Annotated in this window: 22 protein-coding genes; 9 read left to right on the top strand and 13 right to left on the bottom strand. The window is 72.0% G+C overall.

Annotated features, from left to right (window positions below):
• Nucleotides 1–131: 131 nt before the first annotated feature.
• Nucleotides 132–344, bottom strand: coding sequence for a dodecin (locus ACWEN6_RS26630; RefSeq protein WP_452573793.1), 213 nt, complete (start codon nt 342–344; stop codon nt 132–134).
• 94 nt (nt 345–438) lie between these two features.
• Between ACWEN6_RS26630 and ACWEN6_RS26625 the strand changes: the two genes are divergently transcribed.
• Nucleotides 439–750 carry a DUF3099 domain-containing protein gene (locus tag ACWEN6_RS26625; protein ID WP_354845170.1) on the top strand — a complete coding sequence of 104 codons (312 nt, stop codon included), beginning with the start codon at nt 439–441 and terminating at the stop codon, nt 748–750.
• Nucleotides 751–973: 223 nt separating this feature from the next.
• Here ACWEN6_RS26625 and ACWEN6_RS26620 read toward each other — a convergent pair whose 3' ends face one another.
• From ACWEN6_RS26620 to chvE, 6 genes are all read right to left on the bottom strand, one after another.
• Nucleotides 974–1,261, bottom strand: coding sequence for a DUF6457 domain-containing protein (locus ACWEN6_RS26620; RefSeq protein WP_452573791.1), 288 nt, complete (start codon nt 1,259–1,261; stop codon nt 974–976).
• 28 nt (nt 1,262–1,289) lie between these two features.
• On the bottom strand, nt 1,290–2,012 hold the full coding sequence (gene mobA / locus ACWEN6_RS26615) for a molybdenum cofactor guanylyltransferase (RefSeq protein WP_452573789.1): 723 nt from the start codon (nt 2,010–2,012) through the stop codon (nt 1,290–1,292).
• A 1-nt stretch (nt 2,013) separates the two neighbouring features.
• Nucleotides 2,014–3,003, bottom strand: coding sequence for a GTP 3',8-cyclase MoaA (gene moaA, locus ACWEN6_RS26610; RefSeq protein ID WP_452573787.1), 990 nt, complete (start codon nt 3,001–3,003; stop codon nt 2,014–2,016).
• A 394-nt stretch (nt 3,004–3,397) separates the two neighbouring features.
• Nucleotides 3,398–4,660, bottom strand: a complete 1,263-nt coding sequence (gene mmsB, locus ACWEN6_RS26605; RefSeq protein ID WP_452573785.1) for a multiple monosaccharide ABC transporter permease — start codon at nt 4,658–4,660, stop codon at nt 3,398–3,400.
• A complete protein-coding gene (gene mmsA / locus ACWEN6_RS26600; RefSeq protein WP_452573783.1) occupies nt 4,657–6,195 on the bottom strand; it encodes a multiple monosaccharide ABC transporter ATP-binding protein in 1,539 nt (512 codons plus the stop codon). The genes mmsB and mmsA overlap by 4 nt, the downstream gene beginning before the upstream one ends.
• 73 nt (nt 6,196–6,268) lie before the next feature.
• Nucleotides 6,269–7,408, bottom strand: a complete 1,140-nt coding sequence (gene chvE, locus ACWEN6_RS26595) for a multiple monosaccharide ABC transporter substrate-binding protein (protein WP_354845152.1) — start codon at nt 7,406–7,408, stop codon at nt 6,269–6,271.
• 742 nt (nt 7,409–8,150) lie between these two features.
• Between chvE and araB the strand changes: the two genes are divergently transcribed.
• From araB to ACWEN6_RS26575, 4 genes are all read left to right on the top strand, one after another.
• Entirely contained in the window at nt 8,151–9,800 is a 1,650-nt protein-coding gene (araB, locus tag ACWEN6_RS26590) for a ribulokinase (RefSeq protein WP_452573781.1), read from the top strand.
• Nucleotides 9,797–10,459, top strand: a complete 663-nt coding sequence (locus ACWEN6_RS26585) for an L-ribulose-5-phosphate 4-epimerase (protein WP_354845146.1) — start codon at nt 9,797–9,799, stop codon at nt 10,457–10,459. Before araB ends, ACWEN6_RS26585 begins: the two co-directional genes overlap by 4 nt.
• Entirely contained in the window at nt 10,456–11,937 is a 1,482-nt protein-coding gene (gene araA / locus ACWEN6_RS26580) for an L-arabinose isomerase (RefSeq protein ID WP_452573779.1), read from the top strand. Before ACWEN6_RS26585 ends, araA begins: the two co-directional genes overlap by 4 nt.
• Nucleotides 11,938–12,215: 278 nt before the next feature.
• The gene (locus tag ACWEN6_RS26575) at nt 12,216–13,253 is read left to right on the top strand and encodes a LacI family DNA-binding transcriptional regulator (protein ID WP_354845283.1); all 1,038 of its coding nucleotides are present in this window, start codon (nt 12,216–12,218) and stop codon (nt 13,251–13,253) included.
• A 208-nt stretch (nt 13,254–13,461) separates the two neighbouring features.
• Here ACWEN6_RS26575 and ACWEN6_RS26570 read toward each other — a convergent pair whose 3' ends face one another.
• The gene (locus ACWEN6_RS26570; RefSeq protein WP_452573777.1) at nt 13,462–14,649 is read right to left on the bottom strand and encodes an RtcB family protein; all 1,188 of its coding nucleotides are present in this window, start codon (nt 14,647–14,649) and stop codon (nt 13,462–13,464) included.
• A 192-nt stretch (nt 14,650–14,841) separates the two neighbouring features.
• On the bottom strand, nt 14,842–15,387 hold the full coding sequence (locus ACWEN6_RS26565) for a DUF308 domain-containing protein (RefSeq protein WP_452573775.1): 546 nt from the start codon (nt 15,385–15,387) through the stop codon (nt 14,842–14,844).
• Between the two features lie 229 nt (nt 15,388–15,616).
• Here ACWEN6_RS26565 and ACWEN6_RS26560 point away from each other — a divergent pair, with 229 nt between their 5' ends.
• Together ACWEN6_RS26560 and ACWEN6_RS26555 are read left to right on the top strand one after the other, a co-directional pair.
• Entirely contained in the window at nt 15,617–18,340 is a 2,724-nt protein-coding gene (locus tag ACWEN6_RS26560; RefSeq protein WP_452573773.1) for a helix-turn-helix transcriptional regulator, read from the top strand.
• A gap of 99 nt (nt 18,341–18,439) precedes the next feature.
• Complete coding sequence (locus ACWEN6_RS26555; RefSeq protein WP_452573771.1) at nt 18,440–18,895, top strand: VOC family protein; 456 nt, start codon at nt 18,440–18,442, stop codon at nt 18,893–18,895.
• A gap of 80 nt (nt 18,896–18,975) precedes the next feature.
• Here ACWEN6_RS26555 and ACWEN6_RS26550 read toward each other — a convergent pair whose 3' ends face one another.
• Together ACWEN6_RS26550 and ACWEN6_RS26545 are read right to left on the bottom strand one after the other, a co-directional pair.
• On the bottom strand, nt 18,976–20,586 hold the full coding sequence (locus ACWEN6_RS26550; RefSeq protein WP_452573769.1) for a tannase/feruloyl esterase family alpha/beta hydrolase: 1,611 nt from the start codon (nt 20,584–20,586) through the stop codon (nt 18,976–18,978).
• A gap of 80 nt (nt 20,587–20,666) precedes the next feature.
• Nucleotides 20,667–21,332, bottom strand: coding sequence for a TetR/AcrR family transcriptional regulator (locus ACWEN6_RS26545; protein WP_452573767.1), 666 nt, complete (start codon nt 21,330–21,332; stop codon nt 20,667–20,669).
• Nucleotides 21,333–21,552: 220 nt separating this feature from the next.
• Between ACWEN6_RS26545 and ACWEN6_RS26540 the strand changes: the two genes are divergently transcribed.
• Entirely contained in the window at nt 21,553–22,305 is a 753-nt protein-coding gene (locus ACWEN6_RS26540) for an SDR family NAD(P)-dependent oxidoreductase (RefSeq protein ID WP_354845122.1), read from the top strand.
• Here ACWEN6_RS26540 and ACWEN6_RS26535 read toward each other — a convergent pair.
• Nucleotides 22,254–23,069: a TetR/AcrR family transcriptional regulator gene (locus ACWEN6_RS26535; protein WP_452573765.1), complete on the bottom strand. Its 816-nt coding sequence runs from the start codon at nt 23,067–23,069 to the stop codon at nt 22,254–22,256. The two genes, ACWEN6_RS26540 and ACWEN6_RS26535, sit on opposite strands and share 52 nt — an antisense overlap.
• A gap of 86 nt (nt 23,070–23,155) precedes the next feature.
• Here ACWEN6_RS26535 and ACWEN6_RS26530 point away from each other — a divergent pair, with 86 nt between their 5' ends.
• A complete protein-coding gene (locus ACWEN6_RS26530; RefSeq protein ID WP_452573763.1) occupies nt 23,156–23,926 on the top strand; it encodes a short-chain dehydrogenase/reductase in 771 nt (256 codons plus the stop codon).
• Nucleotides 23,927–24,083: 157 nt separating this feature from the next.
• On the opposite strand, the gene ACWEN6_RS26525 is transcribed toward ACWEN6_RS26530, so the two are convergent.
• A complete protein-coding gene (locus ACWEN6_RS26525; RefSeq protein ID WP_452573761.1) occupies nt 24,084–24,845 on the bottom strand; it encodes a M15 family metallopeptidase in 762 nt (253 codons plus the stop codon).
• Nucleotides 24,846–25,222 lie beyond the last annotated feature (377 nt).

Below are 25,222 nucleotides of genomic sequence, written 5' to 3'. Positions count from 1 at the left end.
CCACGACGCCTGGCTCGACGGATTGCTGGCCGACGGCCTCGATGAGCCGCCAGAGCTGTGGACGCCCGCCGAGCGGAGCTCGGGATGGGCGCCCCTGGCGGCCTTGCGGCGCCCGCGGCCCCGCGGGCCTCCTAGGAGTCCTCCAGGCGGAAGCCGACCTTCATCCCCACCTGGTAGTGGCCGATCTCGCCGTCCAGGATCTGCCCGCGCACCTCGGTGACCTCGAACCAGTCGAGGTGGCGGAGGGTCTGGGAGGCCCTGCGGATGCCGTTGCGTATCGCCTGGTCCACGCTCTCGGGCGACGTGCCGACGATCTCGGTCACGCGGTACGTACGATCGCTCATCGATCTCTCCTTAGCGTCGGCCTTGATCGTATGACGCCCGCCAGGCCCGTGGCCGCCGTCAGCGCCGAGGAGTTGGCGGACTAACGTGGTCGGTGTGAGGTTTCGGCGCGACCGCACGGTCGTACATGAGGTCACCAACGCGAGGCCCTCGCTGACGGCCGACATCGGCCGCAGGGAGAAGCGTTATTTCATCCAAATGGGCATACGCACCATTTGTCTCATTCTCGCCGTCGTACTGGACGTCCCCTGGCCTGTCAGGGCGCTATTCGTGGCCGGGGCGATCTTCCTGCCCTACATCGCCGTGGTCGGGGCCAACCAGCCGAACACCGGCGTGAGCTCGACCTTTGACGAGGAAGAACCTAACCAAACCGAGATACCACGCCACCGACGCGAGATCGGGTCGTGACAAAGTCTTGACGCACCCCATGGGTTGTAGGTGTACGCTTTAAGCAAGCGCTCTGGTCCCCCGTCGGAGCGCTCGTGCCGGCGTTCCGGGCCCCCGTCGGAACGCCGATGAAGCGACGCCGGGTGGTTTGCCCCCGTAACCACCCGGCGTCGCCCATTTCCGGATAAAAACTCCTGGTCAACCGCGTCGGCGCTTCTCTCGCACGCGCCCGCGCGACGCCGGCTCACCGGTCGCCGAGGGTCTCCACCGTCGCCTGCCCCCAGTTCTCGGCCAGCGCCGACAGCCGCTCGGCGGCCCGCGGCGGCGCGGTGCCCGCCCCCTCGGCCAGGCCGAGCAGGTACGCCGTCAGCGGCGCCGCGGGCCGGGCCACCCCGTGGGCGACGTCCCTGGTCAGGTCGAGGACGGCGTCCCTGTCGACCTTCTCGGGGTCGATGCCCAGTTCTTTGCAGACCAGCGCCGTCCACTCGGCGAGCACGTTCATGTGGTCCCTCTCGTCGTGTTCGTCGTGCACCTTTCACACCTCCGGCGAGCATCATCCCTCACGGACGCTCGCCCACCGCCCCGGCGCCGGACGGCGGCCCGGCGGCCTCGCGCGGCGCCCGCCTCCTGGCGGCCTCCACGTCGTCGATCGTGTCGCAATCGAACCACGGATCACGGCCGTCGTCCGCCACCGGCGGTCGCAGCCGCGCCGGGGCCAGCGGGCCGAGCAGCCCGTACAGCGAGCGCCCCTGGTAGCCGGCCAAGGCCCTGGACAGGGTCTCGGCGTGCCAGACGCCGGTGAGCCACTGCTCGCGGCCCTCGTCGTCGGCCAGGACGGCCCCGGCCCCGCCCCGCGCGGCCGACAGCAGCGCCGTCACGTGCTCGGGCAGCAGGAAGGGCAGGTCGGCGGCCAGCAGCGCCACCCAGGGCGCGCGCACCCGTGCCAGGCCCGCGCGCAGGGCCGGCACCGGGCCGCCGCCTGGCGGGTCCTCGCGGACGAACTCGGCGCGCGGCAGGCCGGGGCGCGGCGGGCCGACCACGACGAGCCGGGCGGCGCCGGGCACGGCGGCGGCGACCCGCTCGATGAGCGTCAGGCCGCCGACGGAGACGCCGGGCTTGTCCTCCCCGCCGAGCCGACGCGCCCGTCCTCCGGCCAGCACCACCGCGTCGTACGGCGGCACCGCCGGCACCACGGGGTCACGCGACGGGACGGCCGGCGGTACGGGGTCACGGGCGGCCGGGCCGGGGAGGTCGTGCGGCGGCCCGGGCGGCGCGGCGCCCATCTCAGCCGCCGATGGCCGACATGGGACGGGAGGGCTGCAGGAAGCTCGGATCGTCGATGCCGTGGCCGGCGCGCTTGCCGCGCACCGCGGCGACCCACCGCAGGGCCAGTTCGTCGTCACCGGCCCCCGAGCGCAGGGCCGCGCGCAGGTCGGACTCCTCGGTGGCGAACAGGCAGTTGCGGATCTGGCCGTCCGCGGTCAGCCGCACCCGGTCGCAGGCGCCGCAGAACGGCCGGGTCACCGAGCCGATGACGCCGACCCTCGCCGGGCCGCCGTCCACCAGGAACACCTCGGCCGGGGCGCTGCCCCGCCCGGCGGGGTCATCGGGGGTCAGCGTGAACTCCCGCGACAGGATCGACAGGATCTCGTCGGCGGTGACCATGTTCTCGCGCCGCCAGCCGTGCTGGGCGTCGAGCGGCATCTGCTCGATGAAGCGCAGCTCGTAGCCGCGCTCCAGGCAGTAACGCAGCAGGTGCGGCGCCTCGCTGTCGTTGACGCCTCGCATGAGGACCGCGTTGACCTTCACCGGGCGAAGGCCTGCGGCGTCGGCCGCCGCCAGGCCCGCCAGGACGTCCGGCAGGCGGTCGCGGCGGGTGAGCCTGGCGAACGCCTCGCGGTCGAGGGTGTCCAGCGAGATGTTGACCCGGTCGAGGCCCGCCTCGGCCAGCGGGCCGGCCAGGCGCGTCAGGCCGATGCCGTTGGAGGTGATCGACAGTTGGGGCCGGGGGCGCAGCGCGGCGGAGCGCGCGACGATGTCGAGCACCTCGCGCCGCAGCAGCGGCTCTCCCCCGGTGAAGCGGATCTCGGTGACGCCGAGCCGCTCGACGCCGATGGCCACCAGGCGGCAGATCTCGTCGGCGGTGAGCAGCTCGGGCTTGGGCAGCCAGTCGAGCCCCTCCGGTGGCATGCAGTAGGCGCACCGGAGGTTGCACTTGTCGGTCAACGAGACCCTGAGGTCGGTGGCCACTCGCCCGAACGAGTCAACGAGCACCGGGGGGCCTCCTGTGGTTGCGCGAACGTTCATCGGCGGAATCCGTCAGCCGACGGCGAAGGTGTATACGATTTTCACAGTAGCCGTCGCCTCCGACGAAACGCCCCCTGCCCCGCCGCAATTCCGCGCGCTTAGGGGTCGCCGCGCCCACCGCCCGCGCGTCCGGTCATCCGCGCGCGACCATCCCCGCGCCCCGCGCCGTCCCCGCGCCCCGCGTCCCGCATCGTCCCGCGCCCCGCATCGTCCCCGCGCCGTCCACCGCGTCCCGGCCCGCTCCGTCGCCTCCGGCCGGGGTGAGCCGGCGTTCGGGCCGCCGTACGACGCCGCTCTTGTCCCGCGACGAACATGGGCGGCGCCCCGCGAGTGGGGCGCCGCCCATGCGGCTCGCGGCGCCTTACTGGGCGGCGCCCGAGCGGCGCTTGGTCCACACGTCGAAGGCGACGGCGGCGAGCAGGACGACGCCCTTGACCAGCATCACGCGCTCGCTCGGCGCGCCGATCAGCGACATGCCGTTGTTGATGACACCCATGATCAGGCCGCCGGTGATCGCGCCGATCACCTTGCCGACGCCGCCCTGGACGGCCGCGCCGCCGATGAAGGCCGCGGCGATCGCGTCGAGCTCGAAGGAACCGCCGGCCGTCGGGCCCGCCTGGTTGAGGCGCCCGGCGAAGATGATGCCGGCCAGGGCCGACAGCACGCCCATGTTGACGAAGATCCAGAAGACCACCGACTTGACCTTGACGCCGGACAGCACCGCCGCCTGCAGGTTGCCGCCGATGGCGTAGATGCGGCGGCCGAACACCGCGCGGTTGGTCACCATCGAGTAGCCGAGCACCAGGGCCGCCAGCAGCACCAGCACCCAGGGCAGGTTCTTGAAGCGGGCGAGCTGCACCACGATGGCCAGGACGACGACCGCCGCCGCGATGATCTTCAGCAGGAAGACCGGCAGCGGGTCGACGCTCTGGCTGTACCTCTGCCGCGCGGTGCGTGTACGCCACTGAGAGACGGCCATGCCGGCGACCGCGATGATGCCGACGAGCAGGCTGAACAGGTCGGCGCCGCCGAGCGGGCCGAGGCCGATGTTGCCGAGGTAGCCGTCGGTGAAGCCGTTGGCCAGCGTGCGCACCTGGTCGGGGAAGGGGCCGATGCCCTGGTTGCCGAGGACCGTGAGGGTGAGCGCCCGGAACAGCAGCAGGCCGGCGAGCGTGACGATGAACGCCGGGATGCCGAAGTAGGCGATCCAGAAGCCCTGCCAGGCGCCGATGAGCGCGCCCGCGATGAGGGTGAGCAGCACGGCGAGCGGCCAGGGAACCCCGTAGTTGACCATCAGCACCGCCGAGATGGCCCCGGTGACGGCCACCACCGATCCGACCGACAGGTCGATGTGCCCGGCGATGATGATGATGATCATGCCGATGGCGAGGATCAGGATGTAGGAGTTCTGGACGATGACGTTGGAGATGTTCTGCGGCTCCAGCAGGGCGCCGTCGGTGAGCACGGCGAACAGCACGACGATCAGCGCGAAGGCGATGTAGATGCCGCTCTGCCGGATGTTCAGCGAGACGCCGAACAGCGAGGCGCGCCCGGGAGGCTGCGCGGGTCCGGCGTCCTTTCCGCCGGGCGCCACGGCGGCGTCGGTGGGGGAGATGCTGCTCATCGGATCTGCTCCTGTCCCTTCATCATGTAGTGCATCAGGCGCTCCTGGGTCGCGTCCTCACGCGCGACCTCGCCGGTGATGCGGCCTTCCGAGAGCGTGTAGATCCGATCACACAGACCTAGCAGTTCGGGCAGTTCAGAGGATATGACCAGGATCGCCTTGCCCTGGTCGGCCAGGCGGTTGATGATCGTGTAGATCTCGTACTTGGCGCCCACGTCGATGCCCCGGGTGGGCTCGTCGAGGATGAGCACGTCGGCGTCGGTGAAGATCCACTTGGAGAGGACGACCTTCTGCTGGTTGCCGCCGCTGAGCTTGCCGGTGACGCTGAGCACACTGGGGGCCTTGATGTTCATGCTCCCGCGGTACTCGTCGGCGACCCGGTACTCCTCGTTGTCGTTGATCCAGCCCCGCTTGGCCAGCCTCGCCAGGTCTGCGGCGGAGATGTTGCGCTTGATGTCGTCGATGAGGTTGAGCCCGTAGCGCTTGCGGTCCTCGGTGGCGTAGGCGATGCCGTGGTCGATGGCGTCGCGCACCGAGCGGATCTCCACGGGCTTGCCGTCGCGGTAGACGCGCCCGGAGATGTCCACCCCGTAGGAGCGGCCGAACACGCTCATGGCCAGCTCGGTGCGCCCCGCGCCCATCAGTCCGGCCAGACCGACGATCTCGCCGCGCCGCAGCGTCATGTTCGCGCCGGAGACGACCTTGCGCCCGCGCTGCGTGGGGCTGTAGACCGTCCAGTCCTCGATGCGCAGCGCCTCCTCGCCGATCTTGGGCTCGTGCGGCGGGAAGCGGTTCTCCAGATCGCGGCCGACCATGCCCGAGATGATGCGGTCCTCGGTGACGTGGTCGGCCTTCATGTCCATGGTCTCGATCGTGCGCCCGTCACGCAGGATGGTGATCGAGTCGGCGATCGCGATGACCTCGTTGAGCTTGTGCGAGATGATCACGCAGGTGATGCCCTCGTCGCGCAGCCCGCGCAGCAGGTCGAGCAGGTGCGCGGAGTCCTCGTCGTTCAGCGCGGCCGTCGGCTCGTCCAGGATGAGCAGCCGCACCTCCTTCGACAGCGCCTTGGCGATCTCGACGAGCTGCTGCTTGCCGACGCCGATGTCGGCGACCGGGGTCACCGGGTTCTCCGGCAGGCCGACGCGCTGGAGGAGCAGGCCGGCCTCGTGGTTGGTGCGGTTCCAGTCGATCAGGCCGCGCGTGGCGCGCTCGTTGCCCAGGAAGATGTTCTCGGCGATCGAGAGCTGCGGGCTCAGCGCCAGCTCCTGGTGGATGATCACGATGCCGCGGTGCTCGCTGTCGCGGATGCCCGCGAAGCGGCACGGCTCGCCCTCGAAGAGGATCTCACCCTCGTAGGAGCCGTGGGGGTACACGCCCGACAGCACCTTCATCAGCGTCGACTTGCCCGCCCCGTTCTCGCCGCAGATCGCGTGGATCTCGCCTCGGCGCACGGACAGGTTGACGTCCTGGAGCGCCTTGACTCCGGGGAACGTCTTGGTGATTCCACGCATCCGCAGGATGTCGTCGGTCATGTGGTTTTCCGTCCCTTGGGGGAATGTCACGGCGCGGTGCGGCGCCGTGACCACGGCGCCGCACCGCGTTGGATCAGCCCAGCTGCGCCTGCGTGTAGTAACCGCTGTCGACGACGACCTTCTGGTAGTTGCTCTTGTCGACGATCACCGGGTCGAGCAGGTAGGAGGGGACGACCTTGTTGCCGTTGTCGTAGTCCTTGGTGTTGTTCACCTCGGGCTTGCCGCCCTTGAGCACGGCGTCGGCCATCTTGACGGTGACCTCCGCGAGCTGGCGCGTGTCCTTGTAGATCGTGGAGTACTGCTCACCGGCGATGATGGACTTCACCGAGGCCAGCTCGGCGTCCTGGCCGGTCACGATGGGGTACGGCTGGCCGGAGGTGCCGTAGCCGTTGCTCTTCAGCGCCGACAGGATGCCGATCGACAGGCCGTCGTAGGGGGACAGCACGCCGTCGACCTTCTTGCCGCCGCTGTAGGTCTTGGTGAGCAGGTCCTCCATGCGCTTCTGCGCGGTGGCGGGGTCCCAGCGCAGGATGGCGACGGTCTTGAAGTCGGTCTGGCCGCTCTGGACCTTGATGGTGCCCTTGTCGATGTAGGGCTTCAGGACGGACATGGCGCCGTTGAAGAAGAACGTGGCGTTGTTGTCGTCCGGCGAGCCGGCGAACAGCTCGACGTTGAAGGGGCCCTTGGCGTCGCCGTCGCCGCCGTCGGCGGTCTTGAGCTTCAGGCCGACCAGCAGCGAGGTCGCCTGCTGCACGCCGACCTTGAAGTTGTCGAAGGTGGCGTAGTAGTCGACGTTCGGGCTGTTGCGGATCAGCCGGTCGTAGGCGATGACCGGGATCTTCTTGTCGGCCGCCTCCTGGAGCTGCGTGGTGATGGCGGTGCCGTCGATCGAGGCGATGACCAGGAGCTTGGCGCCCTTGGTGATCTGGTTCTCGATCTGGTTGACCTGGGTGGGGATGTCGTTCTCCGCGTACTGGAGGTCGACCTTGTACCCGAGCTTCTCCAGGCTCGCCTTGACGTTGTCGCCGTCGTGGATCCAGCGCTCGGAGGACTTGGTCGGCATGGTGACGCCGACCAGGGCGCCGCCGTTGCCGGCGGCGGCCTCGGACGAGGTCGCCTGCGTGTCCGCGGTCTTCTGGCTGGAGCCGCACGCGGTCAGTGCGGCGGCCAGCGCGAGGGTGGATGCCACCGTCGCCAGTCTTGCGATTCTCATCGTGCTACTCCTTGCGAGTGGGGGTCCCGATGCGAGCGGGTGGATCCTTGCGGGCCCTTGGGAGGCCCGACGCGTGTCGCGGCGGCTCCACCGTGGCGGAGTGTCGCGAGCGCCTCGCCCTCCGCCTCCGCGCCTTTGACGGTGACCTCCAGGATCGCGATCAGGCGGGGCGGTGGCCAATGCCTGAGCGGTTAGTGTTATCGCTAACAATTAGCCTGTCAATAGATGTCGATAACGTCGCTGTAACAAGAGTGAAACCCTTGATGACCAGCGATTCTCTCGGCCGTGGGGGTGGAGGCGCCGCCAGGCGCGCCCGGCGGCCCGCACACGCATCGTCGACCGGCGTGCCCGCGTGAGTGTACGTCACCCCTGGCGGGGGCGCCGCCGCCAGGTCGCGAGCAGGCGCGCCCGGCGAGCCGCTTCGCGCGCCGGCGCCCGCCACGGCCGCCCCGGCGGCACCGGTCCGCGGGCCGGCCTGCCCCCTGGAGGGGCGGGCGGGCAAAGCGCGCATCAGTAAACGCCCTGGCAGCCGGGACGTCAACCTGATGTTAAGCAACTATTACGGCGTAACCGGACCGTGACCTGAATCTCCTTGACGCCGCCTGTTGTTAACGTTCACAGTCGAGCGCAGGCATGGCTGACGCGCCGGCCCACCGCCGCCCGCGGAACCGGTGCCCGCACCGGTGCCCGCGGTTCGGATCGGCAAGTTCGGCTTACGGCATCCGGCAACCTGAGAGTGAATGTGAGCGATAACAACAGTCACTGTGTAGTCGGCGTCGACTTCGGCACGCTGTCGGGACGCGCCGTCGTGGTGCGGGTGGACGACGGCGCCGAGCTCGGCGCGGCGGTCCACGAGTACGCCGACCGCGTCATCGAGGAGACGCTTCCCGGCAGCGGCGTCCGGCTCGGCCCCGACTGGGCCCTGCAGTCCCCCCGGGACTGGCTCGACGTCCTGCGTGTCGCCGTCCCCAAGGCCCTGGCCGTGGCGGGGATCTCCCCCGGCCAGGTGATCGGCATCGGCACCGACTTCACCGCCTGCACGGTGCTACCCGCCACCGCCGACGGCACTCCGCTGAGCGATCTGCTCCCCGACCGGCCCCACGCGTGGCCGAAGCTGTGGAAGCACCACGCCGCCCAGCCGCACGCCGACCGGATCAACGCCCTGGCCGCCGAGCGCGGCGAGGCGTGGCTGCCGCGCTACGGCGGCAAGATCTCCTCCGAGTGGCAGTTCGCCAAGGGCCTGCAGGTCCTGGAGGAGGACCCGGAGGTGTACGGCCTGGCCGAACGCTGGATCGAGGCGGCCGACTGGATCATCTGGCGGCTCACCGGCGTCGAGACCCGCAACACCTGCACCGCCGGCTACAAGGGCATCTACCAGGACGGCGGCTACCCCTCCGAGGAGTTCCTCGCCGCCCTGCACCCGGGCTTCGCGGGGTTCACCGCCAAGCTCGGCGGGGAACCCTCGCCCCTCGGCGGCCTGGCCGGCCGGCTGACGGCCGAGGCGGCGGAGCTCACCAAGTTGCCCGAGGGCATCGCCGTCGCGGTGGGCAACGTCGACGCCCACGTCACCGCGGCCGCCGCCGACGCCGTCCGTCCCGGGCAGATGGTCGCCATCATGGGCACCTCCACCTGCCATGTGATGCCCTCCGACCAGTTGGCCGAGGTGCCGGGCATGTGCGGCGTCGTCCGCGACGGCATCGTGCCGGGTCTTTGGGGCTACGAGGCCGGGCAGTCGGGCGTGGGCGACATCTTCGCCTGGTTCGTCGAGACCTCGGTGCCCGCCTCCTACACCGAACGGGCCGCCGAGCTCGGGGTGAGCGTCCACGAGTACCTGACCTCCCTGGCCGCCGCGCAGAACGTCGGCGCGCACGGCCTGGTCGCGCTCGACTGGCACAACGGCAACCGCTCGGTGCTGGTGGACCACAACCTGTCGGCGGTGATCGCCGGGCAGACGCTCGCCACCCGGCCCGAGGACGTCTACCGGGCGCTCATCGAGGCCACGGCCTTCGGCGCCCGGGTCATCGTGGAGACCTTCGAGAAGTCGGGGGTGCCGGTGGAGGAGTTCGTCGTCGCCGGCGGGCTGCTCAAGAACCCCTTCCTCATGCAGGTCTACGCGGACGTGCTGCGCCGCCCGCTGTCGGTCATCGGCTCCGACCAGGGCCCCGCGCTCGGCTCGGCCATCCACGCGGCCGTCGCGGCGGGCGCCTACCCCGACATCGCCGAGGCCGCCGCCGCGATGGGCAAGCGCACGCCGGCCGCCTACGTGCCCGACGACGCCAGCGCCGACGCCTACGACCGGCTGTACGCCGAGTACCGCCGGCTGCACGACCACTTCGCCGACGGGGAGCTGCTGCACCGGCTCCGCGCGATCAGGAACGAGGCCGGGGCATGATGCTGCCCGAGCTGCGCGAGACGGTCAGCCGGCTGCACGCCGAGCTGGTGCGCTACAACCTGGTCGCCTGGACCGCCGGCAACGTCTCCGGACGCGCCCCCGGCGGCGACCTGTTCGTCATCAAGCCCAGCGGCGTGTCCTACGACGAGCTGACCCCCGAGGCGATGGTCGTGTGCGACCTTGAGGGCAACCTGGTCGAGGGCGACTACGCGCCCTCCAGCGACACCGCCGCGCACGCCTACACCTACCGCCACATGCCCGAGGTGAACGGGGTGGTGCACACCCACTCCACCTACGCCTCGGCGTGGGCGGCCCGCGCCGAGCCGATCCCGTGCGTGCTCACCGCGATGGCCGACGAGTTCGGCGGCGAGATACCGGTGGGGCCGTTCGCCCTGATCGGCAACGACGACATCGGCAAGGGCATCGTCGCCACGCTGTCGGGGCACCGCTCCCCCGCGGTGCTCATGCAGAACCACGGGGTCTTCACCATCGGCGACTCGGCGAAGGCGGCGGTGAAGGCCGCGGTGATGTGCGAGGACGTCGCGCGCACCGTGCACGTCGCCCGCCAGCTCGGCGAGCCGCTGCCCATCCCCCAGGCCGACATCGACCACTTGTACGACCGCTACCAGAACGTATACGGGCAGAGGAGTCCCCTGTGAAACTGTGGTTCCTGACCGGCAGCCAGGGCCTGTACGGCGACGAGACGCTGGCGCAGGTGGCCGGGCAGTCCCAGGAGATCGCCGGCGCACTGGACCGCGCGCTGCCCTTCGAGGTGGTCTGGAAGCCGGTGCTCACCGACGCCGCCGCCATCCGCAAGGTGTGCCTGGAGGCGAGCGCCGACGACGACTGCGCCGGCGTCGTCGCCTGGATGCACACCTTCTCCCCCGCCAAGATGTGGATCGCCGGGCTGGACGCGCTGCGCAAGCCGCTGCTGCACCTGCACACGCAGGCCAACGTCGCGCTGCCGTGGAGCTCCATCGACATGGACTTCATGAACCTCAACCAGGCCGCCCACGGCGACCGGGAGTTCGGCTACATCCAGTCCCGGCTCGGCGTGGCGCGCAAGACCGTGGCCGGGCACGTCAGCGACCCGTCGGTCGTGGCGCGCATCGCCGCCTGGGCGCGGGCCGCGGCGGGCCGGGCCGAGGTCGCCTCGCTCAAGCTGGCCAGGTTCGGCGACAACATGCGCGACGTGGCCGTCACCGAGGGCGACAAGGTCGAGGCGCAGCTGCGGTTCGGCGTCTCGGTGAACACCTACGGCGTCAACGAACTGGTCGAGGCGGTGGACGCCGCCGCCGACTCCGAGGTCGGCACGCTGGTCAAGGAGTACGAGGAGCTCTACCAGGTCGCCCCCGAGCTGCGGGCGGGCGGCGAGCGGCACGAGTCGCTGCGGTACGCGGCCCGCGTCGAGCTCGGGCTGCGCGGCTTCCTGCGCGATGGCGGCTTCAAGGCCTTCACCACCAACTTCGAGGACCTGGGCGGGCTGCGGCAGCTCCCCGGCCTCGCCGTTCAGCGGCTGATGGCCGACGGCTACGGCTTCGGCGGCGAGGGCGACTGGAAGACCTCGGTGCTGCTGCGCACGCTGAAGGTCATGTCGGAGGGGCTGCCCGGTGGCACCTCCTTCATGGAGGACTACACCTACCACCTGACGCCCGGCGAGGAGGCCATCCTCGGCGCGCACATGCTGGAGGTCTGCCCGACCATCGCCGCGGGCACGCCCTCGTGCGAGATCCACCCGCTGAGCATCGGCGGCCGTGAGGACCCGGTGCGGCTGGTGTTCGACGCCGCGCCGGGGCCCGCGGTGGTGGTGGGCCTGGCCGACATGGGCGAGCGGTTCCGGCTGGTGGCCAACGAGATCGACGTCATCTCCCCCGCCGAGCCGCTCCCCCGCCTGCCGGTGGCGCGGGCGGTCTGGACGCCGCGCCCGGACCTGCGCACCTCGGCGGAGTCGTGGCTGACGGCCGGCGCCCCGCACCACACGGTGCTGTCGGCGGCGGTGGGCGCCGAGGAGCTGACCGACTTCGCCGACATGCTCGGGGTGGAGCTGCTGGTGATCGACGCCGACACCACCTCGCGCCAGTTCGCCAAGGAGCTGCGCTGGAACCAGGCGTACTACCGCCTGGCCCAGGGTTTCTGACGGCGTACCGCTCTCGCGGCCCCGCGTCCGGCGGCGCCGTCCCGTCCCCCCTCGCGGAGGGGACGAGACGGCGCCGCCGGGGCTCGGCGCGGCCGGGCGCCTCGCCCCGGTGGACCGGTTGGCGTGCCCGTCCGTAAAGCGCTCAAGTCAAACCGCGAAATGCCTTTACAAAGGCGATGTGAACGTTAACAATTGACCCACCCCAGCGTGGGCCTACAGCCCGCGAGGAAGGAGGCGGGGCCAGAGTCATGGCTCGCAACGTCCATCGCTCCCCCGTCATGGCGGATGTGGCAAGGCTCGCAGGCGTGTCGCACCAGACCGTATCCCGGGTTCTGAACGATCACCCTAACGTGCGCCAGGAGACCCGTGAACGGGTGCTCGCCGCCATCGAGGGTCTCGGCTACCGCCGCAACTCCAGCGCCCGCGCGCTGGTGACCCGGCAGACCAACACCCTCGGGGTCGTCGCCTTCGACACGACGCTGTACGGCCCGGCCAGCACGCTCTACGGCCTCGAACGGGCCGCCCGCGAGGCCGGCTACTTCGTGAGCATCGTGAGCCTGCGCGAGCTGACCCGCGACGACCTGGCCGAGGCGCTCGACCACCTGGCCCGCCAGCAGGTGGACGGGCTGGTGGTCATCGTGCCGCAGAGCGCGATCGCGGTCGCGCTGGCCGAGATGCCGCAGCCCGTCCCGGTGGTGACGGTCGAAGGGGACGCCGGCGTCGGCCTCCCCGTCGTCAACGTCGACCAGCGCAAGGGAGGGGCTCTGGTCACCGAGCACCTGCTGCGGCTCGGCCACCGCACGGTGTGGCACGTCTCGGGACCACCGGACTGGCTGGAGTCCCAGGCGCGCACCCAGGGCTGGCGCGAGACCCTGCTGGCCGCCGGCGCCCCGATCCCCGAGCCGCTGTCGGGCGACTGGAGCCCACGCTCGGGCTACCGCTGCGGTCAGCTGCTGGCCGGCGTGCCCGATCTGACGGCCGTGTTCGTGGCCAACGACCAGATGGCCCTCGGGGTGGTGCGGGCGCTGGACGAGGCGCGCATCCGCGTCCCCGACGACGTGAGCGTCGTGGGCTTCGACGACGTGCCCGAGTCGGAGTTCTTCACCCCGCCGATGACCACCGTGGCGCAGGACTTCTCCGAGGTGGGCCGCAAGGCGATCGAGTTGCTGCTGGACGCCCTGGCCGACGACCGCGACCACTCCGCCCCCGCGGCGGAGGGCGCCGACGGCGCCTACCCGGCCGTCCCGCCCGCCCGCATCGTCGTCCAGCCGCATCTCGTCGTCCGTCGCAGCTCAGGACCGCCCCGGCGGTCCTGAGGGCCACACCTCCGAGACCTCGCACCTCCCGCGAGACCGGCACCTCCTGCAAGACCGTCGCCTTCCGGGACCGTCGCCTTCCGGGACCGGCGCCTTACAGGACCGGCGCCTTACAGGGCGCCGGTGCACCGCTCTGGTGATCTCCAGGGCCGCCACGCGCCAGGCGGCGGCCCTGGAACCACGCGTCGCGGCCGCCGGGCAGGCGCGTTCAGCCCTTGACGCAGATGATCTGGCGCAGCCGGGCGACGACCTCGACCAGGTCGGTCTGGGCGGCCATGACCGACTCCAGGTCCTTGTAGGCGCCCGGGATCTCGTCCAGCACACCCGCGTCCTTGCGGCACTCGACGCCGCTGGTCTGCGCCTCCAGGTCGCCGAGGGTGAAGGTGCGCTTGGCCTTGTTCCTGCTCATCTTGCGCCCGGCGCCGTGGGAGGCCGAGTTGAACGCCTTGGCGTTGCCCAGGCCCTTGACGATGTAGGTGCCCGTCGCCATCGACCCGGGGATGATGCCGAGTTCGCCGGAACCCGCCCTGATCGCGCCCTTGCGGGTGACCAGCAGGTCCATCCCGTCGTAGGTCTCCTCGGCGACGTAGTTGTGGTGGCAGGAGATGGGCCGGTCGAAGGTGACGCCGGCGAAGTGCTTGCGCAGCACGCCGCAGACCAGGGCCATCATGACCGCCCGGTTGTGGCGGGCGTAGTCCTGCGCCCAGAACAGGTCACGCCGGTAGGCCTCCATCTTCACCGTGCCGGCCACGAAGACCGCCAGGTCGCGGTCGGGGAGGTCCTGGTTGTGCGGCAGCTTGCGCGCCTGCTCGATGTGGTGCTCGGCCAGCTCCTTGCCGATGTTGCGCGAGCCGGAGTGCAGCACCACCCACACGGCGCCCTCGTCGTCGGAGCAGACCTCCAGGAAGTGGTTGCCGCCGCCGAGCGTGCCCATCTGTACCTCGGCACGCTGCCTCCTGCCCCGCACCGCGGGCGCCAGGGCGTCGAAGCCCTTCCAGAAGGAGTCCCACTGACCGGCCGGGAACCCGTGCAACCTGCCCGGCTCCACCGGTCGCTTGTGGGCGTGGAACCCCACCGGGACGGCCTGCTCCAGCCGCGAGCGGAGGTAGGGCAGATTGTCCGGAAGGTCGTCGACCTTGAGCGAGGTGCGCACCGCGCTCATGCCGCAGCCGATGTCCACCCCGACCGCCGCCGGCGACACGGCGTCGCGCATCGCGATCACCGAGCCCACGGTGGCCCCCATGCCGTAATGCACGTCCGGCATCACGGCGACACCATGCGTCCACGGCAGGTTCGCCACGTTGCGCAACTGCTGCATCGCCTGCGGCTCGACCTCGTCGGGCTCGGCCCACATCCGGATCGGCGCACGCCCACCCGGCACCTTCTTGTACACCATCGCGTGTCGCCTCCCTCCGCCGGACTCCGAACCGACGCCATCAATGACGCCAGAGTCGCACCACCGCCCGCAACCCAATAAAGATCCTCTGCCCGTCCTCGGCCGCCGTGATAGGCCGATCGGTCCGGATGAAGCATGAGCGAAGAGACGGTGCCGGCGGGTGGACCGGCCGCCATGGCGTCAGGGCGTCGATCAGGCCTGGACGGCCCGCGCCCGGCGGCGCCGCTTCCAGGCCAGGGTCGCGGCCTGGATGACGAAGAAGGCGCCACCGGCCGCGGTGTACATGATCAGCGGGGTCAGGCCGGGGTGGTCGCCGACGGCGGCGGGCAGGTAGGTGAGACCGGCGATGACCGACAAGGCGCCGGCGACGAGCATCGGCCACTGACGGCCGAGCTCGGGGCCGCGGCGGCGGACGGCCACGGCCAGTTGGGCGGCACCGGAGACGATGGCCCAGAGGCCGAACACGAACAGCACCGCGCCGACGCCGCCGATGGCGGACAGGCCGAGAGCGACGGCGGTCAGGGCGCTGAGCACCGTGTTGAACACCTGCAGCCTGCGGGCCGGAGTCCCGGGATCCTCACGGACGTCGAGCAGCGAGGCGACGACGTCGATGATCGGGTACGCGACGAGCAGGATCACCGAGGTGGCCGTCAACGAGTCGTGGACGGCGACGAAAGCGGCGGACCAGGCGATCGCGATGAGGCCGCGGACGAGGTAGATGCGAAGGAGGGACGACATCGGGGCTTCCATATTCTTTCCGACATTCCAGCTTTCCGAGGTACGGATCACTCTGACCGCCCGTACCGGCCGATCGCCCCTGGGAGAGACCCTGGTCGGGACCCTGGTCCCGGCCCCCTGGGCTCCCCGGGCATCCCCTGGGGAGGGCTCCGGCACGTCACGACGTTCGAGCCGAGCAGGAGTGTTGTAACCTCCCCGGCGGGGGGATTACGTGCAGATCAACACCAGGATGTCCGCTTTACGAGGGCGGCGGCGCGAGCAGGAGGCGCTCGAACGGCTGCTGCGTGAGGTCCGCGCGGGGCAGAGCCGGGTGCTGGTGCTGCGCGGCGAGGCCGGAGTGGGCAAGACCGCCCTGCTGGACCACCTCGCCGAGACCGCGCCGGCCGGTCACGTGGCCCGCGCGGCCGGGGTGGAGCTGGAGACCGAGCTCGCCTACTCCGCGCTCCAGCAACTCTGCGCCCCGCTGCTGGGCCGTCTCGACCGGCTGCCCGAGCCGCAGCGCGACGCGCTCGCCACCGCCTTCGGCCTCAGCACCGGCACCCCGCCGGAGCCGTTGCTCGTGGGACTCGCCGTGCTCGGGCTGTTCGCCGAGGCCGCCTCGGAGCGGCCGCTGGTCTGCGTGGTGGACGACGCGCAGTGGATGGACCGCATGTCGGAGGTGATCCTCGCCTTCGTCGCCCGCCGGCTGGACCGCGAGTCGATCGCCCTGGTCTTCGCGGCGCGCAGCCCCGGCGACGAGCAGGTCCTCGCGGGGCTGCCCGAACTGCGCGTCGAGGGCCTGCCCGACGCGGACGCGCGGGCACTGCTGGGCTCGGTCCTGCCCGGGCCGATCGACGCCCGGGTACGCGACCGGATCGTCGCCGAGACCCGCGGCAACCCGCTGGCCCTTCTCGAACTGCCGCGCGGTCTCACACCGGCGGAACTGGCGTTCGGGTTCGGCGGGCACGGCGGGACACCGCTGGTGAGCCGGGTCGAGGAGGGCTTCCAGCGGCGCATCGCGGCGCTGCCCGAGGACACCCGCACACTGCTGCTCACCGCCGCCGTCGAACCGCTCGGCGACGTGCCGCTGCTGTGGCGCGCGCTGGAGCGGCTGGGCGTCGGGATGGACGCCGCGGCGCCCGCGACCGCCGCGGGCCTGATCGAGATCGGGACCCGGGTCCGATTCCGGCATCCGCTGGTCCGCTCGGCCAGCCGGCGCTCCGCCGCGCCCTCCGGGCTGCGGGAGGTCCACCGGGCGCTCGCCGAGGTGACCGATCCCGGGCGGGACCCCGACCGCCGCGCCTGGCACCGGGCGCACGCCGCGCTGGGACCGGACGAGGAGGTCGCCGGCGAACTGGAGCGGTCGGCCGGCCGGGCGGTGGCCCGTGGCGGCCGGTCGGCGGCCGCGGCCTTCCTGGAGCGCGCGGCGGAGCTGACCCCCGATCCGGCGAAGCGCGCCGGGCGCACCCTGGCCGCCGCGGCGGCCCGGTTCGCCGCCGGGGCCCTCGCCGAGGTTCCGGACCTGCTGGCCACGGCGGAACTCGGTCCGCTGGACCTGGTGCAGCAGGCCGGAGTGGAGCGGCTGCGCGCCAAGGTCGCGTTCGCGCTCAACGCCGGACGGGCGGCCGGGCCGCCGCTGCTGTCGGCCGCACGCCGTCTTGCGACCCTGGATCCCGCGGCGGCCCGCGAGACCTACCTGGCGGCGATCGGCGCGGCCGTGAACGCGGGATGCCTCGGCGACGGCGACCTGCGCCGCGCCGCCGAGGCGGCCCGGGGCGTCCCCGCGGGCGGAGAGCCGGCCGGTCTGCTCCTCCAGGCTCTGACGGCGTGGAGCCTGGAGGGGCACGCGGCGGCGGTGCCGCTGTTCGCTCGCGCCCTGGCCGAGGTCTCCCCGCACAACGACGTGGACCTGGTCTGGCTGAGCGGGGCGATCTTGCACGAGGTGTGGGACGACGTGGCGTTTCTCACCAGGACCGAGCAGGCCGTCGGCTACGCCCGTGAGACCGGCGCGCTGTCCCTCCTGCCGAGCGCGCTGACCTTCCGTGCCACCGCGCTGATCTACGCCGGCCGCTTCGCCGACGCCTCGGACCTGCTGGAGGAGGCCGAGGCCCTCGGAAACGCCACCGGCTCGTCCCCGCATCCGGCCACCGCGGTCATCCTGGCCGCGCACCGCGGCCGCGAGGAGCCGGCGCTGGAGCTCAACGAGGCTCTGGTGAACGACGCCGAGGCGGGTGGCATGGGGTGGCTGCTCGCCGTCGCCGGGTACAGCAGAGCGGTGCTGTACAACGGGCTCGGCCGGTACCCCGCCGCGCTGCGGGCGGCCCGCGAGGCGGCCCGGCACGAAGACCTCGCCGTCCTGCAGTGGTCGCTCGGGGAGCTGGTGGAAGCCGCCGCGCGCGCCGGGGAGCACGCCGTCGCGGCGCGGGCACGTGACCGCCTCGCGGCCCGGACACGTGCCGCCGGCACCAACTGGGCCCTCGGCGCCCAGGCGCTCGCGGACGCGCTCGCCGGATCGGCCGGCCCGGCCGGCTCGGCCGGATCGGTCGAGGAGAACTACCGAGAGGCGATCGAGCGGTTGTCCGCGACCCGGCTCGGCCTGCAGACCGCCCGGGCCCGCCTGCTCTACGGTGAGTGGCTGCGACGGGAGAACCGGCGGGCCGACGCCCGGGCACAGCTGCGCGTCGCGCACGAGGCGTTCACCACCATCGGCGCGGAGGGGTTCGCCGAGCGGGCCGGGCGGGAACTGGCCGCCACCGGCGAGACAGTGCGCAGGCGGACCCTCGGAGAACGGGAGGAGCTCACCCCCCAGGAGGCGCAGATCGCGCGTCTGGCCGTGGCGGGCCGCACCAATCCGGAGATCGGCGCCGTGCTGTTCCTCAGTCCGCGCACCGTCGAATGGCACCTGCGCAAGGTCTTCACCAAGCTCGGCATCGGCTCGCGCCGCGAGCTCGCCTCCGCCCTGCGCGACAGGTGACTCCAGGGACGCCCCCAGGGTGTCACCCTGGGGCGAGCGTCCTGCCCCGCACGTGATCGTGGACCCGATGCCGGACGGCATCACCGTGATCGTGAAGAGGTGGAGACAGTGGTGGACTACCTGCTCGAAGTGATCGTGCTGCCGGTGGCCGACGTCGACCGGGCCAAGGAGTTCTACAAGCGGATCGGATTTCGCGAGGATCTCGACTACGTCGGCGGCCAGGACTTCCGGGTCGTGCACTTCACCCCGCCGGGCTCCCACTGCTCGATCATCGTGGGCGAAGGCATCGGCACCGCCGCGCCCGGGTCGGCGGAGAACGTGCACCTGATCGTGCGCGACATCGAGGAGGCCCGGGCCGACCTGGTCGGCCGCGGCGTCGAGGTCAGCGAGATCTTCCACGACGCCGGCGGCGTCTTCCACCACGCGGGCGAGGAGAAGCGGGTTCCCGGCCTCTACCCCGGCCGCCTCTCGTACGGTTCGTTCGCCTCGTTCAGCGATCCGGACGGCAACGGTTTCCTGTTGCAGGAGGTCACCGAGCGCGCCCCCGGCCGCTGAAGCCGCGCTGGACGCGCCCACCGTATGACCGCGGCGGCCCCGGGGAGAGTCCCCGGGGCCGCCGCGTCGTGCGGACAGGGTCAGGCGGTGACGCAGCGGTAGTTCGCGGCCGAGGCCGTGTCGTCGTGACCGGTGTAGCGGGCCACCATCGGGTAGCGGCAGACGTTCCGCGTGACGGTCCTGCCGTCGGCGCCGGAGACCGAGGCGGCCAGGGTGGCCGGAGCCTTGCCCTTCTCCACCCAGGTGACCAGTGCGCCCAGGTCGTCGGCCGGGTACGGGCCGGTGCCGCCGCCGCAGTGGTTCACGCCGGGCAGCAGGAACAGCCGGTAGAAGTCGTCGACCCGCTCGCCGCCGCCGAGGGCCCGCTCGACCCGCTCGCGGTAGTCGACCGTGCCCTGGGTGGGCACCAGTTCGTCGGTCTGGCCGTGCCAGCTCAGCAGCTTGCCGCCGGCCTTCGCGAACGCGGACAGGTCCGGGTCGTCGCCGCCGATGATGTCGTTGAACCGCCGCTGCGACGCGCGGAAGAGCTGCCCGAAGGACGTGTAGGTGAGCTTCGTGGTGTCGAACGAGGGGTCCTGCGTCACGAAGTACTTGACCCAGGTGTCGGCGACGAAGAACGGGGCGCCGGGAGTGGCCAGGGCGGCCAGGCTCGCGCCCTTGTTCGGCCCGTACCAGAGCTTGCGGCCGGAGATGACCGGCCCCGCCCAGACCTTGCGCACCGCGTCCGCGGTGGCGCGGGAGATCACGATCGTCCTGTCCTTGCAGACGACCTTGGTGCCGACCAGGCGACGGGGGTCCCAGCCGCACTTGTGCGGGCTGTCGATGACGCCGTCCTGGACGCCGTCGAGGGTGTCGCAGGCCTTGACCGCGGCGGCGGTGAAAGCCTCCAGCTCACACGAGGTGGGCGCGACCTTCTCCTCGTTGAAGACGGCCTGCGACCAGAGTGTGGCGACCGCGAACCGGTCCCAGTTGATCGCCGGCGCCTTGGCGAGGATCCCGTCGAAGTCGGCCGGGTGGCTCTGGGCCTCCTCGTACCCCTGGCGGCCGCCGGTCGAGCAGCCGTTCCAGTACGCGTAACTCACGGATCGGTCGTAGAACCTCTTCGCCACGTCCTTGCCGATGACGGCCATGTCGTGCAGCGAGCGGGAGGCGAAGTTCTCCAGCAGCGGGGTGTTGACCTTTCCGGCCGCGGTGAGCGCCCAGCCGCTCACGTCGAGCGGGTTCGCGCCGACACCGGCATCGGTCGCCGCGGCGACATAGCCAGCCTTCACCGCGCTGACCAGCGGGGCCCCGCCAAGATCACCGGCGAGGTAGGCGCTGCCTCCGGTGGCCTGGAACCGTCCGGTCCACTTCTTCCTGTCCTGGGGCAGCGAGATCTTGATGGCGACATGGTCCTTCGCGCCCGGGTGGCTCACCGTGACGGTGACGTCGCACCAGGCGGGCACGTCGGTGAGCGTCTCCTCCTCGGGATGCAGCGGTGGAGCGGCGGGGAAGGTGACGGTTCCGCCGGCGTGGGCGACCGCCTTCACCGACTCCACCTTCGTGCCGGAGGGCGCGGAGACGGGAACCGCGGCGCAGGTCGTGGCGGCTGCCGGGCCGCTGTCGCGGGAGAGGGCGCCGGCGGCCGTGGGCGTCAGCGCCGCCGCCGCCGGCACCGCCGCCGCCATCAGGACGATCAATCGTCGTTTCATGCCCGACATACTCATGCGGGACCCGTGGGCCTCACCCCAGGGAGACACCCTGGGCCGCACCCTGGCCGGGCCTCGGCGACTCACCCGCCCGCGGGTCCGGCCTCCTGGCGGGCGGCGGGAACGTGCGCCGCTTCGCCGGAGCGGGCCCGGTAGCGGGAGGTCAGCGGCAGGCCCTGGAAGGCCTGTTCGGCCGCGGCGTCGAGGTCCGCGCCGTCCATGCCGCCCTTGGCCATGACGTCGAAGCCGCGGTTGAGCGACAAGATCATGACGGCGATGGCGCGGGCGTCGGCCTCCGGGGCGAGGTCGCCGTGGCGCTGGGCCGCGGCGACGCAGTCGCGCAGGATCCGCTGCTGTTCGAGGAACACCCCCCGGATGATGTCGCGCGCCTTGCCGTCCTGGGTGCCCACCTCGTGGGCGAACCTGCCCGCCATGCAACCGAGACGTTCGTCGTCGTCCAGGACGAACCGGGCACCGCTCGCGAGGAAGCCGTGCAGGCGTTCCACCGCGGTGTCGTCGGGCCCGTCGAGAAGCTCACGCGTCTCGGCCAGGGCCTGGCGCACGTACTCGTTGAGCGACTTGATGAACACCGTGTGCTTGTCGCCGAAGGAGGCGTAGAGGCTCCCCCGCCCGAGGCCCGTGGCGGCGGAGATGTCGTCCAGGCTCGTGCCGGCGTAGCCCGTCGCCCGAAAGCGCAGCATGGCCGTCTCGAGGACGGTCTGCTCGTCGAAGCCGCGCGGTCTGGCCATGCACCCATCCTACAAGATCTTGACCGATCGATACAGAACCTGCGCCCGGATTCTGGACGAAACAGTACAGAACCATGCTAGGGTTTTTGACAGATCAGTACAGAACGCCGATGCGGGACGGCTCCGCCGCAGCCCGCCACGGCGCCACCACGCCGACGATCCCGGACCCCCGTGAGGTACCGGGATCGGACAGGCGGCGACTCACACAGGGAGCACGTCAATGAGCGCCAAGCTCGAAGGAAAGATCGCGCTGGTCACCGGTGGCAGCACCGGCATCGGACTGGCGTCCGCGCGACGGCTGGTCGACGAGGGCGCCTTCGTCTTCATCACCGGCCGCCGCGAGCAGGAACTGCTCAAGGCCGAGGCCGAGATCGGGCACAACGTGCGGACGGTGCGGGGAGACATCGCCCACCTGGCCGACCTCGACCGTCTCTACTCGGCGATCAGGTCACACGAGGGCCGGCTCGACATCGTCGTCGCCAACGCCGGCATCGTCGAGGTGAGGCCCACCGACCAGGCCACCCCCGAGCACTTCGACAAGATCTTCGATGTCAACGCCCGGGGCACCTACTTCACGGTCCAGAAGGCGCTGCCGCTCATGGGCGAGGGAGGGAGCATCGTGCTCGTCTCCTCCGGCATGAGCGTGAAGGGCTTCCCCGGCTACGGGGCGTACGCCGCCACCAAGGCCGCCATCCGCTCCTTCGCCAGAACCTGGGCGGCGGAGCTGAAGGATCGAGGCGTGCGCGTCAACGTGCTCAGCCCCGGCGTGATCGAGACCCCGATCATGGACAGCCAGTTCGCGGACGAGGCCGAGCTGCGGGCCGGCATGGAGATGTTCAGGTCGATGATCCCGATGGGCCGCCTCGGCCGTCCCGAGGAGATGGCCGCCGCCGTCTCCTTCCTCGCCTCCGGCGACAGCAGCTACATCACCGGGTTCGACCTGGTGGCGGACGGCGGCGTCGTCGAACTCTGAGCCCATCGGCGCGACCCGTCCGAACCCGCCGCAGGGCTCGTGCGGGTCGCGCCGCGCGCCCCGGTCCCCCCGCCCGGGCGACCGTCGCGGCCGGCCGTGCCGGGGTCATCACGGGACGTCGCCGGGTCATCACGGGACGTCGCGGGAATCGGCGCCGGCGGGCCGGGGGCGTGGGGCCGTGCTTTGCCGATGACCGCCTCGGTGAGCTGCGCGGCCAGGCCGGCGGTGAGGGGGGTGCGGGCGATCAGGAGGCGGTACCACATCAGGCCGTAGACCTGGTCCATGGTCAGCTCCAGATCGATCCCGGCCGGCAGCTCACCGCGGTCGCGGCCTTGGACGAGCAGCGCCCGCAGCCGGTCTCTGCGGGCCGCGATGAACGCGCGCATGCCCTCGGCGGCCGCGGTGTCGCGCAGAGCCTCGGCCGCCAGGGCGCGGAACAGGTCTCCGGCGCGCTCGACGGCGAGGAAGGTGCCGGACAGGAAGATCTCCAGGTCCGCGGCGAGCACTCCGGTGTCGGGGACGGGCACCTCCTGCTGGGCGTGCTCGACCACGGCCTCCAGCAGCACCGCGCCCTTGGAGGGCCACCACCGGTAGATCGTGTGCTTGCTGACCCCCGCCGCGCGGGCGATCGCGTCGATCGTGACGGCCATGCCGTCCGGCCCGGCGAGCAGATCGGCGGCGCGGCGCAGCACGGCCTCCCGGACCGCCGGGTTGCGCCGGCGACCGGTGTGCGGCCGGGAGGCGGGCGTGGGGTCGGTGGCCATGATCGCATCCTAGCATTTGACGGAACTGGTGGTTCCGGCAAAGCTTGCCGGAACCACCAGTTCCGTCAAGCACGAAGAGGGCCATCATGGATCTCCACCTGAGCGGCAGGTCCGCGCTCATCACCGGCGCGTCGAAGGGCATCGGCGCGGCGACCGCCGAGGTGCTCGCCGAGGAGGGCTGCGAGGTCCACCTCGCCGCCCGCGGGGCTCCCGCGCTGGAGGACCTCGCGCGCCGCCTGAGCTCCGCGTACGGCGTCGGCGCGTACGCGCACCCCGTCGACCTGCGGCGCCCGGAGGATCTCGCCCGCCTGGCCGAGGAGGTCCCGCGGGTGGACATCCTGGTCAACAACGCCGGCGACATCCCCCACGGCCCGCTCGACGCGGTGGACGCGAAGAGCTGGCGGCACGGCTGGGAGCTCAAGGTCCTCGGCTACGTCGACCTCACGCGGCTGGTCTACGCGCGGATGAGGGACCACGGGCACGGCGTGATCGTCAACACCATCGGCATCGCCGGCCAGCGGGCCGACTTCGACTACATCGCGGGCAGCTCGGGCAACGCCGCCCTGATGGCGTTCACCCGCGCCTTGGGCGGGCGCAGCCTGCGCGACGGCATCCGCGTCGTCGGCGTCAACCCCGGGCCGGTGGCGACCGAGCGCATCCTCACCCTCATGGCCGCCCAGGCGCGCACGGCCGGCGGCGAAGGGACGCCCCCCGATCCGGCCGCCGCGTTCCCGCTCGGCCGTGCGGCGACGCCCCGCGAGGTCGCCGACCTCATCGCCTTCGTGGCCTCCCCCCGCTCCGCCTACACCAGCGGTGCGATCTTCACCGTCGACGGCGGGATCTCGGCCGCGTCGTGACCACCACCCGGGCTCGCCCTCGTCGCACGGGCACGACTCCGGGACGAGGACGGCTCCCGTACCGCCGAGACGGGTCCCGCCGCACGGGGACGGCACCGCTCCGGCGAGGGCGGGGCCCACACGGGACGGGCCGGTGTCCGCCGGGAAGACGGGGGCGTCAGCCACCGGCGGCGTCGGGGCGCATCTCGGGGCAGGTGCCTCCCGGCGTGGTGGCCAGTTCGAAGTGCCACATCTCGTTGGCGAACATCTGGCACAGCCCGTAGCGGGCGCCGTGCCGGCTGAGCCAGTCGTCGGCGTCGGTCGGGCCGATGTCCACCGCGTGCCCGGTGACGTGGCGCGAGCGTTCCGGAGTGGCGACGTAACGGGCCGCCTCCCGCTCGCTCCCGTACTTGGCGATCGCCTCGTCGAGCAGCCGCCGCTGGTAGGCCCTGCTGCGCCAGCCGGTGGTCAGGAACACGCCGACGCCCTCGCGCGCCGCGTCCTTCGCCGCCCGCCGGACGGCGCGCAGGAGCTCCGGGTCCAGGTTGGTCACCGCGGGCTGCCCGGTGTCGAAGGGCGAGAGCCGCCCACCGTCCGGTACCACCCCGTCCGCGGCGCCCAGAGGGGGATCGGCACTCCATTCCCGGATGGAACGGCCGATCTCGGTCCCGCCCGGGACGGCGGCCACGCAGCGGGCACCGCAGGTGAACGCCGCCACCCCGGCCCCTGCCGTGACCGCGGCCAGCGACACGGCGGCGAGCGACCACACGATCCGCCCGCGACGCGCGGCGGGCCGACCGGCCGGCGAGGGGACGCGCTCCCGGCCGGACGGGACGCCTGACCGGACGGTGGACGCCAAGAGCGACGGGGCGGGCGACGGGGCGGACCCCGCGGCGGGCGGGGACACGGTCTCGGACGGGGGGCCGGGTCGTCGGTCCATGGGCGATCCTTCTCTCGGGAGGCCGCCGTGCAAGGCGGGCACGCCGCGCGGCGCACGTCGGCCACCATGCGCGTCCCGGGCGTCCCCGCCGTCGCCGCCGCGATTCGGCGACCGCTCAGCTGTGCATCGGTCGTGTATCGGCCCTCCGGCCCGGCCGGGACCATCACCCGGGCGCGGCAACGGGCCGACACGCTTCGAGCGGCCGGCGCCCGGGAAGGCGGCCGGCAGCCTGTCGGCTCGGCGGAGCCCACTCCCCGGCTGGGGATCGGGCGTTGCGGCGGGCTGAGATCGCTGAGGGGCGGCGGTCTCAGCGCGCTACGGAGGTCGCCGGATGCGGCGGTGACGGCGTTCCGGCCACGCGGGGAGATCGCGGCCGT

It is taken from the genome of Sphaerisporangium sp. NPDC004334 (genome assembly GCF_053602655.1).
Note: the sequence above shows the minus strand (reverse complement) of the source record. Positions and strands in the feature narration are given on the sequence as shown.

Bases quoted from the DNA above. Each gene is read 5' to 3' on its own strand.
- ACWEN6_RS26565 (WP_452573775.1), bottom strand. From the start codon at position 15,387: ATGTCGTCCCTCCTTCGCATCTACCTCGTCCGCGGCCTCATCGCGATC.
- ACWEN6_RS26570 (WP_452573777.1), bottom strand. From the start codon at position 14,649: ATGGTGTACAAGAAGGTGCCGGGTGGGCGTGCGCCGATCCGGATGTGG.
- ACWEN6_RS26525 (WP_452573761.1), bottom strand. From the start codon at position 24,845: ATGGACCGACGACCCGGCCCCCCGTCCGAGACCGTGTCCCCGCCCGCC.
- ACWEN6_RS26545 (WP_452573767.1), bottom strand. From the start codon at position 21,332: ATGGCCAGACCGCGCGGCTTCGACGAGCAGACCGTCCTCGAGACGGCC.
- ACWEN6_RS26535 (WP_452573765.1), bottom strand. From the start codon at position 23,069: ATGGCCACCGACCCCACGCCCGCCTCCCGGCCGCACACCGGTCGCCGG.
- ACWEN6_RS26530 (WP_452573763.1), top strand. From the start codon at position 23,156: ATGGATCTCCACCTGAGCGGCAGGTCCGCGCTCATCACCGGCGCGTCG.
- mobA (WP_452573789.1), bottom strand. From the start codon at position 2,012: ATGGGCGCCGCGCCGCCCGGGCCGCCGCACGACCTCCCCGGCCCGGCC.
- ACWEN6_RS26585 (WP_354845146.1), top strand. From the start codon at position 9,797: ATGATGCTGCCCGAGCTGCGCGAGACGGTCAGCCGGCTGCACGCCGAG.
- ACWEN6_RS26550 (WP_452573769.1), bottom strand. From the start codon at position 20,586: ATGAAACGACGATTGATCGTCCTGATGGCGGCGGCGGTGCCGGCGGCG.
- mmsB (WP_452573785.1), bottom strand. From the start codon at position 4,660: ATGAGCAGCATCTCCCCCACCGACGCCGCCGTGGCGCCCGGCGGAAAG.
- ACWEN6_RS26560 (WP_452573773.1), top strand. From the start codon at position 15,617: ATGTCCGCTTTACGAGGGCGGCGGCGCGAGCAGGAGGCGCTCGAACGG.
- ACWEN6_RS26630 (WP_452573793.1), bottom strand. From the start codon at position 344: ATGAGCGATCGTACGTACCGCGTGACCGAGATCGTCGGCACGTCGCCC.
- ACWEN6_RS26575 (WP_354845283.1), top strand. From the start codon at position 12,216: ATGGCGGATGTGGCAAGGCTCGCAGGCGTGTCGCACCAGACCGTATCC.
- chvE (WP_354845152.1), bottom strand. From the start codon at position 7,408: ATGAGAATCGCAAGACTGGCGACGGTGGCATCCACCCTCGCGCTGGCC.
- mmsA (WP_452573783.1), bottom strand. From the start codon at position 6,195: ATGACCGACGACATCCTGCGGATGCGTGGAATCACCAAGACGTTCCCC.
- ACWEN6_RS26540 (WP_354845122.1), top strand. From the start codon at position 21,553: ATGAGCGCCAAGCTCGAAGGAAAGATCGCGCTGGTCACCGGTGGCAGC.